General features: G+C 71.6%; 16 protein-coding genes. 6 read left to right on the plus strand and 10 right to left on the minus strand.

Going from position 1 to position 16,945, the window contains the following annotated elements:
- Complete coding sequence (alr, locus tag AC068Z_RS03380) at positions 1 to 1,188, minus strand: alanine racemase (RefSeq protein ID WP_478551832.1); 1,188 nt, start codon at positions 1,186 to 1,188, stop codon at positions 1 to 3.
- Positions 1,189 to 1,232: 44 nt separating this feature from the next.
- Positions 1,233 to 2,105, minus strand: coding sequence for a L,D-transpeptidase family protein (locus AC068Z_RS03385; RefSeq protein ID WP_478551834.1), 873 nt, complete (start codon positions 2,103 to 2,105; stop codon positions 1,233 to 1,235).
- A gap of 101 nt (positions 2,106 to 2,206) precedes the next feature.
- Between AC068Z_RS03385 and AC068Z_RS03390 the strand changes: the two genes are divergently transcribed.
- The 3 genes from AC068Z_RS03390 to AC068Z_RS03400 all read left to right on the plus strand — a co-directional run bounded on the left by AC068Z_RS03390 (position 2,207) and on the right by AC068Z_RS03400 (position 4,689).
- On the plus strand, positions 2,207 to 2,578 hold the full coding sequence (locus AC068Z_RS03390) for a holo-ACP synthase (RefSeq protein WP_451730636.1): 372 nt from the start codon (positions 2,207 to 2,209) through the stop codon (positions 2,576 to 2,578).
- A 96-nt stretch (positions 2,579 to 2,674) separates the two neighbouring features.
- Positions 2,675 to 4,105: an NAD(P)H-hydrate dehydratase gene (locus AC068Z_RS03395; RefSeq protein ID WP_478551836.1), complete on the plus strand. Its 1,431-nt coding sequence runs from the start codon at positions 2,675 to 2,677 to the stop codon at positions 4,103 to 4,105.
- Positions 4,106 to 4,176: 71 nt separating this feature from the next.
- Positions 4,177 to 4,689, plus strand: a complete 513-nt coding sequence (locus AC068Z_RS03400; RefSeq protein ID WP_478551838.1) for a hypothetical protein — start codon at positions 4,177 to 4,179, stop codon at positions 4,687 to 4,689.
- An 8-nt stretch (positions 4,690 to 4,697) separates the two neighbouring features.
- On the opposite strand, the gene glmS is transcribed toward AC068Z_RS03400, so the two are convergent.
- The 3 genes from glmS to AC068Z_RS03415 form a co-directional block, all read right to left on the minus strand.
- Complete coding sequence (glmS, locus tag AC068Z_RS03405; protein ID WP_478551840.1) at positions 4,698 to 6,545, minus strand: glutamine--fructose-6-phosphate transaminase (isomerizing); 1,848 nt, start codon at positions 6,543 to 6,545, stop codon at positions 4,698 to 4,700.
- A gap of 82 nt (positions 6,546 to 6,627) precedes the next feature.
- Entirely contained in the window at positions 6,628 to 7,437 is an 810-nt protein-coding gene (locus AC068Z_RS03410; RefSeq protein WP_478551842.1) for an ABC transporter permease, read from the minus strand.
- Between the two features lie 2 nt (positions 7,438 to 7,439).
- On the minus strand, positions 7,440 to 8,438 hold the full coding sequence (locus AC068Z_RS03415) for an ATP-binding cassette domain-containing protein (protein WP_478551844.1): 999 nt from the start codon (positions 8,436 to 8,438) through the stop codon (positions 7,440 to 7,442).
- A 175-nt stretch (positions 8,439 to 8,613) separates the two neighbouring features.
- On the opposite strand from AC068Z_RS03415, the gene coaA reads away from it, so the two are divergent.
- Complete coding sequence (gene coaA / locus AC068Z_RS03420) at positions 8,614 to 9,582, plus strand: type I pantothenate kinase (protein ID WP_451730619.1); 969 nt, start codon at positions 8,614 to 8,616, stop codon at positions 9,580 to 9,582.
- 16 nt (positions 9,583 to 9,598) lie between these two features.
- Positions 9,599 to 10,546, plus strand: a complete 948-nt coding sequence (locus tag AC068Z_RS03425; protein WP_478551847.1) for a DUF389 domain-containing protein — start codon at positions 9,599 to 9,601, stop codon at positions 10,544 to 10,546.
- On the opposite strand, the gene glmM is transcribed toward AC068Z_RS03425, so the two are convergent.
- The 4 genes from glmM to AC068Z_RS03445 all read right to left on the minus strand — a co-directional run bounded on the left by glmM (position 10,543) and on the right by AC068Z_RS03445 (position 14,448).
- Positions 10,543 to 11,901: a phosphoglucosamine mutase gene (glmM, locus tag AC068Z_RS03430; RefSeq protein ID WP_478551849.1), complete on the minus strand. Its 1,359-nt coding sequence runs from the start codon at positions 11,899 to 11,901 to the stop codon at positions 10,543 to 10,545. The two genes, AC068Z_RS03425 and glmM, sit on opposite strands and share 4 nt — an antisense overlap.
- A gap of 191 nt (positions 11,902 to 12,092) precedes the next feature.
- Positions 12,093 to 12,605: a 30S ribosomal protein S9 gene (rpsI, locus tag AC068Z_RS03435; protein WP_019526966.1), complete on the minus strand. Its 513-nt coding sequence runs from the start codon at positions 12,603 to 12,605 to the stop codon at positions 12,093 to 12,095.
- Positions 12,606 to 12,647: 42 nt separating this feature from the next.
- Positions 12,648 to 13,091, minus strand: a complete 444-nt coding sequence (gene rplM / locus AC068Z_RS03440; protein WP_478551851.1) for a 50S ribosomal protein L13 — start codon at positions 13,089 to 13,091, stop codon at positions 12,648 to 12,650.
- A gap of 208 nt (positions 13,092 to 13,299) precedes the next feature.
- Positions 13,300 to 14,448 (minus strand): glycosyltransferase 87 family protein, encoded by a 1,149-nt coding sequence (locus AC068Z_RS03445; RefSeq protein WP_478552282.1) that lies wholly within the window; start codon positions 14,446 to 14,448, stop codon positions 13,300 to 13,302.
- 110 nt (positions 14,449 to 14,558) lie between these two features.
- Here AC068Z_RS03445 and AC068Z_RS03450 point away from each other — a divergent pair, with 110 nt between their 5' ends.
- The gene (locus tag AC068Z_RS03450; protein WP_478551853.1) at positions 14,559 to 15,449 is read left to right on the plus strand and encodes a hypothetical protein; all 891 of its coding nucleotides are present in this window, start codon (positions 14,559 to 14,561) and stop codon (positions 15,447 to 15,449) included.
- A gap of 31 nt (positions 15,450 to 15,480) precedes the next feature.
- Here AC068Z_RS03450 and AC068Z_RS03455 read toward each other — a convergent pair whose 3' ends face one another.
- Positions 15,481 to 16,902, minus strand: coding sequence for a cellulose binding domain-containing protein (locus AC068Z_RS03455; RefSeq protein WP_478551855.1), 1,422 nt, complete (start codon positions 16,900 to 16,902; stop codon positions 15,481 to 15,483).
- Positions 16,903 to 16,945 lie beyond the last annotated feature (43 nt).

Genomic DNA, 16,945 nt, shown 5'->3' on the forward strand with positions numbered 1-16,945 from the left:
CTAGTGCCGGACGTCAGCCTGCCCCTCGTTCACATAGACGCGGGGAACACGGGTTCCGATCCGGGTGACGATTTCGTACGCGATGGTGCCGGCGGCCTGCGCCCAGTCCTCGGCGGTGGGTTCACCGCCGTCACCGGGCCCGAAGAGCACGGCCCGCTCACCGGGCTCGGGCTCGTCGCCGCCGAGGTCCACCACGAACTGGTCCATCGCCACCCGCCCCGCGACCGTCCGCCACTTGCCGCCGACCAGGACCGGACCGGCGGAGGAGGCGTGCCGCGGGACACCGTCCGCATACCCGACGGGGATGAGTCCAAGGGTGGTCTCCCCGGCGGTGGTGTAGCGGTGGCCGTAGCTGACGCCGTGGCCGCCGGGCACCTGCTTGACCAGGGCCATGGACGCCGACAGCGTCATCACCGGACGCAGCCCGAAGTCGGCGGGGGCGCCCAGCTCGGGGCTGGGCGAGATGCCGTAGACGGCGATCCCGGTCCGCACCAGGTCGAAGTGGCTGTCCGGCCGGGTCAGCGTGGCCGGTGAGTTGGCGATGTGCCGCACCTCGGGGCGTGCGCCCCGGTCCTCGGCGTGGGCGACCATCTCCCGGAACAGGGCGAGCTGGGCGTCGATGGAGGGGTGCCCGGGTTCGTCGGCGCAGGCGAAGTGGGACCAGAGCCCGGTCACCCGGACGAGCCCCTCCCGTTCCGCGACGAGGGCCTCCCGGACCAGCTCGGTCCAGTCGTCGCCCGGCTGGCAGCCGCCGCGGCCGAGCCCGGTGTCGGCCTTGAGCTGCACACGCGCGGGAAGACCGGCCGCGCGGGCGGCGGCGGTGACCTCCCGCAGGGCCCACATCCCGCTCACGGACACGTCGATCCGGGCCTCGATCGCCTCGCGCCAGGGCCCGCCCAGGGTCCACAGCCAGCACATGATCCGGACGTCGTCCGGCAGCCGTCCGTCCGCCCGCAGCGCCAGGGCCTCCTCGGGCGTGGCGGTGCCCAGCCAGCTCGCGCCCGCCTCGACGGCCGCGCGGGCGCACGGCAGCGCGCCGTGGCCGTACCCGTCGGACTTCACGACGGCCATCAGGGCCGCGCCCGGCGCGCAGGCGCGCAGGGCCCGCACGTTGGCCCGCACGGCGGCCAGGTCGATCTCGGCGCGGGCCCGCAGCGGCGAGCTCCGCAGAGCAGCTGTTTCAGTCATGGCGCCCCCAGTGTCTCAGAGGGGTCCGACACCCCGGTCGAGTGCTAGTTCCCGGGCCTGCGGCCCCACACGTACACGCGGTCCCCCTTCCTCAGCACGTTCCACAGCTTCTTCGCGTCCCCGAGGCGCAGGTTGACGCAGCCCATGGAGCCGACGGTGGTGTAAATCGTGCCGTAGACGGCGTGGAAGGCCTGGCCGCCGCTGAAGAACTGGGAGTAGGGCATGGGCTGGTGGTACAGCGTCGACACGTGGTTCTTGTGCCGCCAGTAGATCTTGTGCCAGCCGGCCCGGGTCCCGTGTCCGGCCCGTCCGCTGCGCATGGGCACGGGCCCGTACACGACCTTCCTGCCCTTCTGCACCCAGGTCAGCTGCCGTCCGAGATCGACGCAGGCGACGCGGTACGTCCGCACCGGGCACTTCCCGGCGGCGTTGGGGTTCTTGCGCGCGCCGACGAGCTGCATGGTGGCCCAGGTCACCGGTCCGGCGAACCCGATGGCGGGCTTGATCTTGTGCTTGACCTGGAACGCCCGGATCGCCCGGCAGTCGGCCGCGGACTGCCTGCCGTCCACCTTGAGCCGCAGCCACCGCTCCACCTGCCGTTGATAGGGCCCGGTCTGCTTGCTGCACGCCACGCGCGCGACGGCGTCCCCGAGCGGCACGTACTCGACCAGGTCGTACGCCCCCTCGTCCGCGTCCCTCGGCTCCACGGCGTCCTCCCGCGCGCCGGGTGTGTACACGGCGGGCGGCAGAGCTTGGTCGGGGGTGTCGACGACCCACGACTTCGGCGCCACACCCGGTACGAGGCTCCCCTCGGGAACGGGCGGCGCCGGAACGGCCGCGGCGCTCCCCACCGGCAGCACCAGGGCAGCGGCGAGCAGGACCGCTCCACCCCGACATGCGATACGCGAGCAGATCATGCGATCAGCCAAACGCGGCGACGGATCACAAAGGGCGTGGCACGCGGCGGGGTCACTCGGACGTACGCAGGCGTCGTCGCACCGGCCGTAGGGTGCTCGGCATGAGCATCATCGGGGTCGGTATCGACGTGGCGGAGATCGACCGGTTCGCGGCATCGCTGGAGCGCACGCCCGGAATGGCCCGACGCCTCTTCCTGGACAGCGAGTTGCTGCTGCCGAGCGGGGAGCGGCGCGGTGTGGCGTCGCTGGCGGCCCGGTTCGCGGCGAAGGAGGCGCTGGCCAAGGCCCTGGGCGCCCCGGCCGGCCTGCTGTGGACGGACGCGGAGGTCTTCGTCGAGGACAGCGGCCGGCCGCGCCTGAGAGTGACGGGCACGGTGGCGGCGCGGGCGGCCGAACTCGGCGTACGGAACTGGCATGTGTCCCTCAGTCACGACGCGGGCGTGGCCTCGGCGGTGGTGGTGGCGGAGGGGTGAGCGGTCCGACGACCCCGGTCGTGGTGGGCGCGGAGAGCGCGGTGCCGTCGGTCGTCTTGGTCGCGTGCGGCCCGGGGGCGCGAGAGACTCGGGCCCATGCGTACTGCGTACAGCGTGGAGACGGTCAGGACGGCTGAGCGGGAGCTGATGGCACGGCTGCCGGAGGGGGCGTTGATGCAGCGGGCGGCGGCGGGGCTCGCCGCGGCCTGCGCGGACCTCCTCGGGCGGGTGTACGGCAGCCGGGTCGTGCTGCTGGTCGGCAGCGGCGACAACGGCGGTGACGCCCTGTACGCCGGCGCCCGGCTGGCCCGCAGGGGCGCGGGGGTGACGGCCGTGCTGCTGGCACCGGAGAAGGCGCACGCGGGCGGCCTCGCGGCGCTGCGCAGGGCGGGCGGCAGGACGACCGAGGGCGCGGCCGTCGCGCTCGTCGAGCGGGCCGACCTCGTCGTGGACGGCATCGTCGGGATCGGCGGCAAGGGCGGGCTGCGGCCGGACGCGGTGCCGCTCGCCGAGGCGGTGGCGCGGTCCCGGGCCGCCGTGGTCGCCGTGGACCTGCCGAGCGGCGTCGACGTGGACACCGGCCAGGTCCGGGGCACCGCGATCCGCGCCGATCTCACCGTCACCTTCGGCACGCACAAGCCGGGGCTGCTGGTCGATCCGGCACGGGAGTACGCCGGCAGCGTCCGCCTCGTCGACCTCGGCCTGGAGCTGCCGGACGAGGCCGAGTTGGAGGCGTTGCAGCACGCGGACGTGGCGCGGCTGCTGCCGGTGCCGGGTGCCGAGAGCGACAAGTACCGGCGGGGCGTGGTCGGCATCGCCGCGGGTTCCGCGCGGTACCCGGGGGCGGCGGTGCTGGCGGTCGCGGGCGCGCTGCGCGGCGGCGCCGGAGCCGTGCGGTACGTCGGCCCGGCCGGGGACGCGGTGATCGCCCGCTTCCCCGAGACCCTGGTGTCGGACCGGGGCCCGGCGAAGGCGGGCCGGGTCCAGGCCTGGGTCGTGGGCCCGGGCGCCGGGGACGACGCGGCGACGGTGGCGGAGGTCCTGGAGTCGGACGTACCGGTATTGGTCGACGCGGACGGGCTGCGCCTCGCGGACCGGGACGCCGTACGGGCCCGGACCGCCCCGACCCTGATGACCCCGCACGCCGGGGAGGCGGCGGCGCTGCTCGGGGTGGCGCGCGAGGAGGTCGAGGGGTCCCGGCTGACGGCGGTACGGGAGCTGGCGGGGCGGTACCGGGCGACCGTGCTGCTGAAGGGCTCGACGACGCTGGTGGCGGACCCCGACGGGGTGTCGGCGGTACGGGTCAACGCGACCGGCACCTCCTGGCTGGCCACGGCGGGCAGCGGTGACGTGCTGTCGGGCCTGACCGGCTCCCTGCTGGCCGCCGGCCTGTCGGCGCGGGACGCGGGCAGCGTGGGCGCCTATCTGCACGGGCTCGCCGGACGGTACGCGGCGGACGGGGCTCCGGTGGGGGCGCAGGACGTGGCGGACGGGATCGTCGGCGCGTGGCGGGACGTCCGGGGCTGAGAGGGGCTGAGAGGCGCTCGGGACGGAAACGCGGGTGCGACCGGCGGTGGCGGCGGCCTACCGTGCTGAGCATGCGTGTGGTCTTCACCAAGGGTCCGGGAACGAGTTACGACATCGCCGTGCACCGCGAGAAGGGCCCCGCCCTCGCTCCTCGCAACGGCCCGGGCGGGCATCCCTGGCTCCCGCACGACCTGGTGCACTTCATCGTCGAGGCGGAGGCGGGCATCGGACTCGGGGTCTACGGCCGCCTCGCCGCGGGTGACAACGGGCTGTTCTGGCCGGCCGACCCCGCCGAGCGCGCCAAGGCCGCCCGGCGCCGCAGGGCGAAGCGGCCCAGGCCCTCCGACGAGGCGCGGGCCGACATGGCCAGGTCGGAGGAGCTGGCGGGCATCGCCGTACCGGTGTGGGAGGTACGGCGGGGTCACGCGGCGGAGCTGCCGGCGTATGTGACGGCGCGGGAGCTTCCCCCGGTGGTCGACCGGATCGTGGCCCGCCTCGACGACTACGCCGAACGCTGGCACGCCCTGCCGGTGGGCGGCTCGCTCGCCCTGACCTGGGAGGGCCGGGAGAACCAGCGCCGGTAGCCGGCGCCCTACTCCACCGTCACCGACTTCGCCAGGTTCCGCGGCTGGTCCACCTCGTTGCCCCGGGCCGTCGCCAGCTCGCACGCGAACACCTGCAACGGCACGGTCGCCACCAGGGGTTGCAGCAGCGTCGGGGTGGCCGGGACCCGGATGAGATGGTCCGCGTACGGCACCACCGCCTCGTCGCCCTCCTCCGCGATCACGATCGTGCGGGCGCCCCGGGCGCGGATCTCCTGGATGTTGGAGACGATCTTGTCGTGCAGGACGGACCGCCCGCGCGGTGAGGGCACCACCACGACCACCGGCAGATCGTCCTCGATCAGCGCGATCGGCCCGTGCTTCAACTCGCCCGCCGCGAAGCCCTCGGCGTGCATGTAGGCGAGCTCCTTGAGCTTCAACGCGCCTTCCAGCGCCACCGGATAGCCCACGTGCCGGCCCAGGAACAGCACCGTGTCCTTGTCGGCGAGCGAGCGGGCCAGCTCCCGTACCGGCTCCATCGTCCCCAGGACCCGGCGCACCGCGCCGGAGATCTCCGCCAGGTCCCGGATGACCGCCCGGATCTCGTCGCCCCACTTGGTGCCGCGCACCTGGCCCAGGTACAGCGCCACCAGGTAACAGGCCACCAACTGCGTCAGGAAGGCCTTCGTCGAGGCGACCGCCACCTCGGGCCCCGCGTGCGTGTACAGCACCGCGTCCGACTCGCGCGGGATCGTCGAGCCGTTGGTGTTGCAGATGGCGAGCACCTTGGAGCCCTGCTCCCGGGCGTGCCGCAGCGCCATCAGCGTGTCCATGGTCTCGCCGGACTGGGAGATCGCGATCACCAGGGACTGCGCGTCCAGGATCGGGTCCCGGTAGCGGAACTCGCTCGCCAGCTCCACCTCGCAGGGAATCCGCGTCCAGTGCTCGATGGCGTACTTGGCGATCAGGCCCGCGTGGAAGGCCGTACCGCAGGCGACGATGACGACCTTGTCGAGCTCCCTCAGCTCGGAGGCGGAGATCCGCACCTCGTCCAGCGTCAGGGCCCCGGAGGTGTCGATGCGGCCGAGCAGGGTGTCGGCGACCGCCTTGGGCTGCTCGGCGATCTCCTTGAGCATGAAGTAGTCGTAGCCGCCCTTCTCGGCCGCCGAGGCGTCCCAGTCGACGTGGTACGAGCGGACCTTCGCCGGGCTGCCGTCGAAGCCGGTCACCGTCACTCCGTCGCGGCGCAGTTCCACGACCTGGTCCTGGCCCAGCTCGATCGCCGAGCGGGTGTGGGCGATGAACGCGGCCACGTCCGAGGCCAGGAACGCCTCGCCCTCCCCCACGCCCACCACCAGCGGCGAGTTCCGGCGGGCGCCCACCACCACGTCCGGCTCGTCGGCGTGCACCGCGACCAGCGTGAACGCGCCCTCCAGGCGGCGGCACACCAGCCGCATCGCCTCGGCGAGGTCGGCGCAGGAGGAGAACTCCTCCGCGAGCAGATGCGCGACGACCTCGGTGTCGGTCTCGGAGGTCAGATCGTGGCCGCGCTCGGCCAGTTCGGCGCGCAGCGGCGCGAAGTTCTCGATGATGCCGTTGTGCACGACGGCCACGCGTCCGGCGTTGTCGAGATGCGGATGCGCGTTGGCGTCCGTCGGCCCGCCATGGGTCGCCCAACGGGTGTGCCCGACGCCGGTGGATCCGCTCGGCAGCGGCCGGTCGACCAGCTCCTTCTCCAGGTTGACGAGCTTTCCGGCCCGCTTCGCGGCGGCGAGCCCGCCGTCCGCGAGCACGGCCACGCCCGCCGAGTCGTAACCCCGGTACTCCAGTCGCTTCAGCCCGGCCATCACGACATCGAGCGCCGACTGCGACCCCACGTATCCCACGATTCCGCACATGACCGGCAGCCTACGATCGAATCAGCCGCCAAACCGGCCACAGCGTGCCCGATTTCGGAAATTCTCGACCCTCTTTCGGGCGTCAGGTCTTCGCCCGGTACGCCCGCATCGCCAGCGGATAGAACACGAGCGCTATCCCGGCCGCCCACAGCAGCGACCACAGCACCGGCTCCGCCACCGGCCCGCCGAGCAGCAGCCCGCGGAAGGCGTCGGAGAGATGGGTCACCGGATTGACGTCGCTCCACGCCTGGAGCCAGCCCGGCATCGTGTCCACCATGACGAAGGCGCTGCTGGTGAAGGTGATCGGGAAGATCAGGGTGAAGGCGAACGCCTGCACCTTCTCCGCGTCCCCGGCCAGCATCCCGATCAGCACCGCGCCCCAGGACACGGCCGCCGCGAACACGATCACCAGCAGGGTGCCGAGCAGGAAGCCGCCGAAGCCGCCCGTGACCCGAAAGCCCAGCAGCAGGCCGAGTCCGATCATCAGCAGCAGCGCCCACAGGTGCTTGGCGAGGTCCGCGGTGATCCGCCCGATCAGCGGCGCGGAGCGGGCTATCGGCAGGCTGCGCAGCCGGTCGAAGACGCCCTTGGTGAGGTCGGTGTTGAGCGCCATCGCCGTGTACATCGTCATGAACAGGGTGTTCTGCACGATGATCCCGGGCAGCGCGTACTTCAGATACGCCTCGGGCGATCCGGCCATCTGCCCGCCCAGGACATAGGTGAACAGGAAGACGAACATGATCGGCGTGATGCTGTAGTCGACCAGTTCGAGCGGGTTGTGCTTGACCGCGACCAGGCTCCGCCAGGCCATGGTGAAGGTCTGTTGGAGCCCCGCGAGCGGCCGGACCCGGCCCGAGCCGGTGATCGGGGCCGTGACGGTCGTAGCGGCCATGATCAGTTCACCGCCCTCTCCAGCTCGCTCTCGTCCCGGACCGACTCGTCCTCCTCGGAGTCCTTCGAGGGCTCGGCGCGATGGCCGGTCAGGGCGAGGAAGACCTCGTCGAGCGAGGAGCGGCGCAGTGCCAGCTCGCCCACCGCTATGCCCTCCCGGTCCAGGGTGCGCACGACGGCCGGCATCAGCTCGGGGTCCTTCACGGGGGCCGTGACCGTCTCGCCCTCGATCTGGGTCTGGTCACCGGCCGCCCGGGCCACCAGCCGGTGCACCCGCCCCAGTTCCTCGGCGAGCAGCGGCCGCACCTGCAGCACCTGCCCGCCGACCTGCGACTTCAGCTCGTCCGGGGTGCCCTCGGCGATCACCCGGCCCTTGTCGATCACCACGATGTCGTCGGCGAGCACATCGGCCTCGTTCAGATACTGCGTGGTCAGCAGGGCGGTCGCGCCGTCCGCGACGAGACCCCTCAGCAGATCCCACAGCTCCCCTCGGCTGTGCGGGTCGAGGCCGGTCGTGGGCTCGTCGAGGAAGAGGATGCTGGGCCGTCCCACCAGGCTCGCGGCGAGGTCCAGCCGCCGTCGCATACCGCCCGAGTACGTCTTCACGGCCCGCCCGGACGCCTCCGTCAGCTGGAACCGCTCCAGCAGCTCCCGGGCCCTCGCCTTCGCCTCCCGCCGCGGCAGACCAAGCAGGCGGCCGATGAGCAGCAGGTTCTCCGTACCGGTCAGGTTCTCGTCCACGGCGGCGTACTGCCCGGTCAGGCCGACCAGCGCGCGCACGATCCCGGCCTCCCGCACCACGTCGTGTCCCGCCACCCGGGCGCGGCCCCCGTCCGGCTGGAGCAGCGTCGCGAAGATCCGTACGGCGGTCGTCTTCCCCGCGCCGTTGGGGCCCAGCAGCCCGAGCACCGAGCCCTGGCGGGCCCCCAGGTCGACCCCGGCCAGCGCCTCGGTCTCCTTGAACCGCTTGACCAGTCCTTCCGCCTCAATCGCATACGTCATGGGTCACCCCTCGCGGTTCGGTGGACCCCGACCCGGGCCCACCTCTTCCACAACTGTGACGCACGCCACTGACATTCCCCACCTTGTCCGGGTTCGCCCGGAATCGGAACACGGGTGACGGATCCCACCCCACCGTCCGTTCATCCGCCCGCAACAATGAACTGTGATCTCTCCGATGCCCCGGACCGCCCACCGGCACAAGGCGGAGGCGACGCCCTACGTCGACCTCACCCGAGCCGAGTGGAGCGCGCTGCGCGACAAGACGCCGCTGCCGCTCAGCGCCGAGGAGGTCGAGAAGCTGCGGGGTCTCGGCGACGTCATCGACCTCGACGAGGTACGGGACATCTACCTCCCGCTGTCCCGCCTGCTCAATCTGTACGTCGGCGCCACCGACGGCCTGCGCAGCGCGCTCAACACCTTCCTCGGCGAGCAGGGCTCCCAGTCCGGCACCCCCTTCGTCATAGGGGTGGCCGGCTCGGTCGCCGTCGGCAAGTCCACGGTCGCCCGCCTCCTCCAGGCCCTGCTCTCCCGCTGGCCCGAGCACCCGCGCGTGGAGCTGGTCACCACGGACGGCTTCCTGCTGCCGACGCGGGAGCTCCAGGCCCGGGGCCTGATGTCGCGCAAGGGTTTCCCGGAGTCGTACGACCGCCGTGCGCTGACCCGTTTCGTCGCCGACATCAAGGCCGGCAAGGACGAGGTCACCGCCCCCGTCTACTCGCACCTGATCTACGACATCGTCCCCGGCCAGAAGCTCACGGTCCGCCGCCCGGACATCCTGATCGTCGAGGGCCTGAACGTCCTGCAGCCCGCGCTCCCCGGCAAGGACGGCCGCACCCGGGTCGGTCTCGCCGACTACTTCGACTTCAGTGTCTACGTCGACGCCCGCACCGAGGACATCGAGACCTGGTACCTCAACCGCTTCAAGAAGCTGCGCGCGACCGCCTTCCAGAACCCGTCCTCGTACTTCCGCAAGTACACCCAGGTCTCCGAGGAGGAGGCCCTGGACTACGCCCGGACGACCTGGCGGACCATCAATAAGCCCAATCTCGTGGAGAACGTGGCCCCGACCAGGGGCCGGGCCACTCTGATCCTGCGCAAGGGACCCGATCACAAGGTGCAGCGGCTGAGTCTGCGGAAACTGTGACCGCTACGCTGCCGCCATGCTGCACCTGCGTCTGATCACCCCGGCCGACCGGACCGACGAGGTGGTCCGCCTGATCGAGGCCACCGTCGGCACCACCCACCTGGTGGTGCTGCCGGGAGCGGCCCGCGACCCCGCCGGGGACGTCGTGCTGTGCGATGTGGCGCGGGAGGCGGGCGACGAACTGCTCAGCGAACTCCAGCGGCTCGACATCGAGGACTGCGGGTCCATCGCCGTGGAGAACATCGACCTCTCCCTGTCCAAGCGCGCGGACAAGGCGGAGGCGGACGCCCCCGGCGAGGGCGTGGACGCGGTGCTGTGGGACCACCTCACGGAGGCCACGCACGAGGAGTCCACGCTCTCCTTCACCTACCTCGCGTTCATCACCCTCGCCACGATGATCGCGGCCTGCGGTGTGGTGCTGGACAACGCGATCCTGATCGTGGGCGCGATGGCGGTGGGCCCCGAGTTCGGCCCGCTGGCCGGGTTCTGCACGGCGGTGGTGCAGCGCAGGCCGCGGCTCGCGTGGCGGTCGCTGACCGCGCTGCTGGTGGGCTTCGCGGTGGCCATGGCGGTGACGGTCCTGTTCAGCCTCTTCATGGACTCCATCGACCTGTTCAGCAGGGAGCAGCTGGACGCCGACCGGCCGCAGACGGGCTTCGTCTACGCCCCCGACTGGTTCTCGTTCATCGTCGCGGTCCTGGCCGGCATGGCCGGCACGCTCTCCCTGACCTCGTCGAAGTCCGGCGCCCTGGTGGGCGTGGCCATCTCGGTCACCACGGTCCCGGCGGCGGCCAACGCGGCGGTGGCCCTGAGCTTCGGCGACCTCAAGCAGACGAAGGGGTCGACGGAACAGCTCCTGCTGAACCTCCTGGGGATCATCCTGGCGGGCCTCCTGACGCTGCTGGCCCAGAAATGGTTCTGGGCCAGACAGACGCGTCGGACGGAGGCAGCCGCCCAGGGCTAGCCGAGCGCCGACTTCACCACGTCGGCGAGGCGGCCGGCCACGGAACGGGCCTGGTCGATGTCCGCGGCCTCGACCATCACCCGGACCAGCGGCTCGGTCCCGGAGGGCCGCAGCAGCACCCGCCCGGTGGACCCGAGCTCCGCCTCGGCCTCGGCGACGGCGGCGGCGAGCCCGCCCGAGGTCTTCACCCGGGACTTGTCGACGTCGGGGACGTTGATCAGCACCTGGGGCAGCCGCTCCATCACGGCGGCCAGCTCCCGCAGCGACCGCCCCGTCTCCGCGACCCGGGCCGCGAGCAGGAGACCGGTCAGCGTGCCGTCCCCGGTGGTCGCGTGATCGAGGATGATCACGTGCCCGGACTGCTCACCGCCCAGCGCGTACCCGTGCTCCTTCATCTCCTCCAGCACGTACCGGTCGCCGACGGCGGTCTGGACGAGCCGCAGGCCCTCCCGCTCCAGCGCCAGCTTGAAGCCGAGGTTGGACATCACGGTCGCGACGACGGTGCCGGAGCGCAGTGCGGAACGCTCCCGCATCGCCAGCGCGAGCACGGCCAGGATCTGGTCGCCGTCCACCTCGTCGCCGGTGTGGTCGACGGCGAGGCAGCGGTCCGCGTCGCCGTCGTGCGCGATGCCGAGCGCGGCGCCGTGCTCGAGGACGGCGGCCTTCAGCAGGTCCAGGTGGGTGGAGCCGCAGCCGTCGTTGATGTTGAGCCCGTCCGGCGCGGCGCCGATCGTGATCACCTCGGCACCGGCCCGGGTGAAGGCCTCCGGCGAGACCCCCGCGGCGGCGCCGTGCGCCTCGTCGAGGACGATCTTCAGCCCGTCCAGCCGGTTCGGCAGCACGGTGATCAGATGGGCCACGTACTGGTCGAAGCCCTCGTCGTAGTCGCGCACCCGGCCGACGCCCGCGCCGGTGGGCCGCTCCCACGGCTCACCGTGCCGGTGCGACTCGTAGACGGACTCGATGCGGTCCTCGAGCTCGTCGGCGAGCTTGTGCCCGCCGCGGGCGAAGAACTTGATGCCGTTGTCCGGCATGGCGTTGTGGCTGGCGGAGAGCATCACACCGAGGTCGGCGCCGAGCGCACCGGTGAGATGGGCCACGGCGGGCGTCGGCAGCACACCGACGCGCAGCACGTCGACGCCGGCGCTGGCCAGTCCCGCGACGACGGCGGCCTCCAGGAACTCCCCGGACGCGCGCGGGTCCCGTCCGACCACCGCTTTCGGCCGGTGGCCCTCGAAGGTGCCCGCCTCGGCGAGCACGTGGGCCGCCGCGACGGACAGACCGAGCGCCATCTCGGCGGTGAGATCCGCGTTGGCGACACCGCGCACGCCGTCCGTGCCGAAGAGTCGTCCCACTTGTCCTCCTGATGAAGCGTCACTTTCGAAAGATCGCGCCCACGATCATCCGATCACACCAGCCTTTGAGCGCCTTGTGCCGTTATACGCCCAAGACTGTGATAAACGAACGCCCCGGCGGCACAGTGGCGTGCCGCCGGGGCGTTCGGACGTACCGCTGAACTGCGAGTACGCGCTGCAGGCAGCGAAGCTTAACGCTTGCTGTACTGCGGAGCCTTGCGGGCCTTCTTGAGACCGGCCTTCTTGCGCTCGACCGCACGGTCGTCGCGGCGGAGGAAGCCGGCCTTCTTGAGCGGGCCGCGGTTGTTGTCGACGTCGGCCTCGTTCAGCGCACGGGCGACACCGAGACGGAGCGCACCGGCCTGACCGGAGACACCGCCACCCGCGATGCGGGCGATGACGTCGTAGCGGCCCTCGAGCTCGAGCACCTTGAAGGGCTCGTTGACTTCCTGCTGGTGCACCTTGTTCGGGAAGTAGTCCTCGAGGGTGCGACCGTTGATCTTCCACTTGCCGGTGCCCGGGACGATCCGGACGCGGGCGATGGCGTTCTTGCGGCGGCCCAGGCCCGCGGCGGGCTGGGGCTCACCGAAGCGCGAGGCCATGGACTCGGAGGTGTACTCACCCTCCACAGGAACCTCGGACTCGGTGGTGTAGCTGTCGATGTCAAGCTCTTCGAGCGGCTGCTCGGCAGTGGTCTCGGCCACGATTCTCCTCAGATTCTGTTCAGTCTTAGGGGGTGGCCGGACTTACTGCGCGACCTGGGTGATCTCGTACGGCTGCGGCTGCTGCGCGCCGTGCGGGTGCTGGTCACCCTTGTAGACCTTCAGCTTCGAGAGCATCTGACGGCCCAGAGAGTTCTTGGGAAGCATGCCCTTGACGGCCTTCTCGATGGCCTTCTCGGGGTTCTTGTCGAGCAGCTCGTCGTAGCGGACGGAGCGCAGACCACCCGGGTAACCGGAGTGGCGGTATGCCATCTTCTGGGTCCGCTTGTTGCCGGACAGGTGCACCTTGTCCGCGTTGATGATGATGACGAAGTCACCAGCGTCGACGTGGGGGGCGTAGATCGGCTTGTGCTTGCCTCGGAGGAGGGTCGCGGCGGTGGTGGCGAGACGGCCGAGGACGACGTCCTGAGCGTCAATGACGTGCCACTGGCGAGTGATATCGCCGGGCTTAGGGCTGTACGTACGCACTTCGCAGCCTTCTTCTTCAGGGATGGGTGCTGACACATGGCATCACTGAAGCGATCGTGCAGCTGGGGACGACAGAAGCCGGGGACGCTGCCCGTATGCCGCCCACTGGTAACTGCTCCAGGGAACCTACGTAAGGGCTTCTCGCGTGAGAACGACTGAGCCAATACGCATAACAAACGGCAAGGGTACCCGCGCTGCCCCGGACGGGTCAAAACGAGGTCACTGCCGTCACAGGAGCCGATTTTACGGGCATACGACGCTCCCCCGCCCAGCCCTGCCGCAGCACCGTGAACGCCAGCCCACACAGCGTGAGCGCGTCCTTGAAGGCCCGCCGCTGCACCGGCTCCAGATACGGCCACGTCACACCGGGGATCTGCGGCACCAGCGCGAGCCAGAACCAGGGCGACCGGGCCACCGAGCCCGCGCACGGCAGCGAGGCGAGCAGCAGCGGCACGACGATCACCAGATAGTGGTCGTACGACGGCCTGGACACGAGGAACGCCGAGAGCATCAGGGCCGCCGCCGTCTCCGTCAGCCGCCGCGGGCCGGGGTCGGCGCGCCGCCAGCGCCGGTACGCGCAGAGGACCCCGGCGCCCGCCGCCAGCAGGGCGAGCCCCCCGGCCACCCCCTCCGGCACCCCGAGCCGGGGCAGCACCGCGGCCGGGGAGGCCTCGTAGAGCCGTACGAAGTCGTCGTCGCCCTTCAGCAGGAAGGGCAGGGTGCGCGTGACGAAGCCCGTCGGGTCGGGGAGGAACAGGGCCGCGGCCGCCGAGGCGGTGGCGGGGACGGCGGCCAGCACGGCCAGGGCGCGCCACCGGGCGGCGAAGGCGAACAGCAGCGCCAGCGGGACCAGGACCGGCTTCAGCGCGACCGCCGTACCGATGACCACGGCCGCCGCCGTCCAGCGGCCCCGGCTCATCAGCAGCAGTCCCAGCGGCAGCGCGAGGGCCGCCGTCGCCGTCCAGTTCGCCAGGAGGACCAGGTGGGCGAAGGGGGCGAAGCCGGCGGCGAGGCCCGTCAGGCCGAGGGCGGCGAAGCGGCTGCGCCGCGGGACACCGTGCAGCCGCAGGGCGCAGGCCCAGCCGGCGGCCAGGCAGACGGTCACGGTGAGCGGCACCAGGACGCGCAGCGCGGCCGGCGAGAGCAGGGCCTGCGGGGCGGCGGCGAGGACGGCGCCCGGGAGATAGAGGAAGTGCGGATCGTCGTACGGGGAGCCTCCGGCCAGCCAGGTGCGCGCGGCCCGCACCACGATGGCGTTGTCCATGCCGCCGTCCGAGGTCACACGGGCCGTGCGGGCCGCCGTCGCCCCGAGCACGGCGGTGAGCATCACCCACAGATGCCAGGACGCGGGTCGCACCAACCACCCGGAGATGTCGCTTTTGCGCTCGCTCACCGGCGCAACGCTAGGCGCCCCAGGGCCTCTTGAGGCGGAACGGCACACCCCGGTACCCGTCTAAGATGCGCCCCATGAGCTACGGGCAGCAGGGGGGACCCCAGTCCCAGTGGGATCCCTGGAAACCGCAATCCCAGCAGCCGTGGAACAGCGGCGGCGACAGCCAGACCCCGGACTGGGCCGCGCTCGCCGAGGCGTCCGAGTCCCGTAACAAGCGGCGTCGGCTGCTGTTCATCGGCGGCGGCGCGCTGGCCACCGTCGGCGTGGCCGCCGCGGTCGCCGTGGCCGTGGTGTCGGCCAACGGCGGCGACGAGGCGTCCAACAATCCGACCGCCCAGTTGCCGGCGACCGCGGGCATACCGAGCGGGTCCACCGGACCGGCCCCGTCCTTCGAACCGACGAGCGCGCCGCCCCCGCTGGACCCGGACGACTTCATCGCGAGCGCGAAGAAGGACACCGCCCCGCTCAGCCCCGAGACCCTCTTCCCGGGTACGCAGCTGACGATGGGCGAGACCCTGTACAAGAAGGGTCCGACGGCCGACACCAAGGACTGCGCGGCGGCCGCCCTGAAGACGCTGCCGAAGATCCTCGAGAACAACGGCTGCACCCGTCTGATGCGGGTCACCTACGTCAAGGACGGCATCGCCGTCACGGTCGGCGTGGCCGTCTTCGACACCGAGGCCGAGGCGGCGAAGGCCCGCACCCAGACCGACGACAAGAGCATCATCAAGGCGCTGACCGGCAAGGGCGTGAAGCCCTTCTGCAACGCCGCCGTCTGCCGCTCCACACGCATCTCCTACGGCCGGTACGCCTACTTCACCGTCGCCGGCTTCCTCAACGGCAAGGACGTCACGACCAAGGACACCGCGGTCTTCGCGGCGGGTGACGACCTCCAGGAGTTCACCACCCGCCAGATCCGGCGCCGGGGCGAGGCCCAGGCGTCGGCGGCGGCCCAGGCGGGCTGACGCCCGCCGGGCAGGAGCCCGCTCCGGTCGCTCAGGAGGAGGGCAGGGTGTCGAAGAAGCCGACACCCTCGCCCTGGAACTTCTTGGCGGCCGCCTCGGCCTCCTTGGCCGTGAGCTTCTCGCCGGCCTGGTGGTAGACCCAGTCGACCTTCATGTCCCAGGCCCGGTCGCCGGTGAACGGCAGGTCCACGAACCAGGTGTTGAAGTTGATGGCCATGTCGGCGCGCGGGGCGTACTCCGCGCCGCTCCGGTAGAGGGTCCTGCCGTCGAGGCTGTAGGTGACGGAGTCCTTCTCGACCGTGATCACCATGGTGTGCCAGCCGGCCAGGCTCTCCTCGGTCTTGCGGGTGACCCGGTCGCCCTCGTCGGCGTTCCGCCAGGTGGTGGTGTCCAGCTTCGGACCGGGCGCGCCCCAGCCGCCGTTGGGCATGTACTCGTTGTCGAGTTCGGCGTACTTGCTGCCCGAGCCGCCGATGGTGAAGAACGTCTGGTTGACGTGGTCGCCGTTCTCGCCGCTCGTCGGCTTGTCGGTGAAGTGGATGCGCGCCGCGTAGGTGCCGACCCGGAACTTCGACTCCTTGGTGCCGAGGGCCGACTGCTCGGTGCCGGACTCGGTGCCGTCGGTGGCGGCGCGCAGGTTCAGCACCTGTCCGCCGAGCGCCTCGTCGTCGCCGGGGAAGGAGACGCCCTTCGCCGTCCAGGTGTCCTCGATGCCCGGACCGCCCTCGCTGGTCCGCACCAGCCAGCCGTGCTTGAACAGCGCGGTGTCCTTCGGGCCCCGGTAGTTGAAGTCGTCGAAGAAGCCGCCTTCGGGCAGCTCGGGCACGGCCCGGGAGACGGGCTTCGCGGAGGCCTTCGCGCCCTCGCCACCGGGCTCCTCGCCCCAGACCAGGGCGCCGCGCTTGTAGGCGGGGACCCGGTCGGAGTCCTGGTACGTCTTCTTCGAGGCGTCGTAGGACCAGTCGCCGTCCTGCTGCACCGGCTTGTGGTCGGTGCGGTAGAGCTGGATCTCCAGACCCCGGCTGTTCGCGCCGGGCTTCAGCACGCCCGCCTTCTCGGTGAACCCGAGCTCCAGGTAGTGGTCGGCGTCCTCGCCGGGCGTGTCCATCGCGACCACGGTGCCCGTCAGATTCGAGCAACCGACGGCCGCTTCCACACAGTTGAAGCCGTACGACGCGTCCCCGTCCGCCGTGAAGTAGTAGCGCAGGGCGACCTCGCTCAGCGGCACGGGCTGCTCGGAGGTGTTGAAGACCTCCAGCCACGGCCGCACGGCGTCGGCCTCGGCCGCGGTCTCGGTCCGGTAGCGGACCGTGAGCTCGGGCTCCTCCGGGTTGAAGTGGTTCCAGACCGGCTTGGCGGCCAGGACACCACCGGCGAGGACGGCGACCACGAGCAGGACCTTGAAGGCGCGGGCTATACCGCTGCGACGGCGGGGTTGACGTCGGGACGCCACGGAGATCTCCTTCGGGGGCGCGGGGCCTGCGCCCGGCGGATGG

It is taken from the genome of Streptomyces sp. NPDC043726, assembly GCF_056436565.1.

What these genes read in the sequence shown, in the direction of transcription:
- alr (WP_478551832.1), bottom strand. Translation starts at nt 1,188, where the DNA reads ATGACTGAAACAGCTGCTCTGCGGAGCTCGCCGCTGCGGGCCCGCGCC.
- AC068Z_RS03385 (WP_478551834.1), bottom strand. Translation starts at nt 2,105, where the DNA reads ATGATCTGCTCGCGTATCGCATGTCGGGGTGGAGCGGTCCTGCTCGCC.
- AC068Z_RS03390 (WP_451730636.1), top strand. Translation starts at nt 2,207, where the DNA reads ATGAGCATCATCGGGGTCGGTATCGACGTGGCGGAGATCGACCGGTTC.
- AC068Z_RS03395 (WP_478551836.1), top strand. Translation starts at nt 2,675, where the DNA reads ATGCGTACTGCGTACAGCGTGGAGACGGTCAGGACGGCTGAGCGGGAG.
- AC068Z_RS03400 (WP_478551838.1), top strand. Translation starts at nt 4,177, where the DNA reads ATGCGTGTGGTCTTCACCAAGGGTCCGGGAACGAGTTACGACATCGCC.
- glmS (WP_478551840.1), bottom strand. Translation starts at nt 6,545, where the DNA reads ATGTGCGGAATCGTGGGATACGTGGGGTCGCAGTCGGCGCTCGATGTC.
- AC068Z_RS03410 (WP_478551842.1), bottom strand. Translation starts at nt 7,437, where the DNA reads ATGGCCGCTACGACCGTCACGGCCCCGATCACCGGCTCGGGCCGGGTC.
- AC068Z_RS03415 (WP_478551844.1), bottom strand. Translation starts at nt 8,438, where the DNA reads ATGACGTATGCGATTGAGGCGGAAGGACTGGTCAAGCGGTTCAAGGAG.
- coaA (WP_451730619.1), top strand. Translation starts at nt 8,614, where the DNA reads ATGCCCCGGACCGCCCACCGGCACAAGGCGGAGGCGACGCCCTACGTC.
- AC068Z_RS03425 (WP_478551847.1), top strand. Translation starts at nt 9,599, where the DNA reads ATGCTGCACCTGCGTCTGATCACCCCGGCCGACCGGACCGACGAGGTG.
- AC068Z_RS03450 (WP_478551853.1), top strand. Translation starts at nt 14,559, where the DNA reads ATGAGCTACGGGCAGCAGGGGGGACCCCAGTCCCAGTGGGATCCCTGG.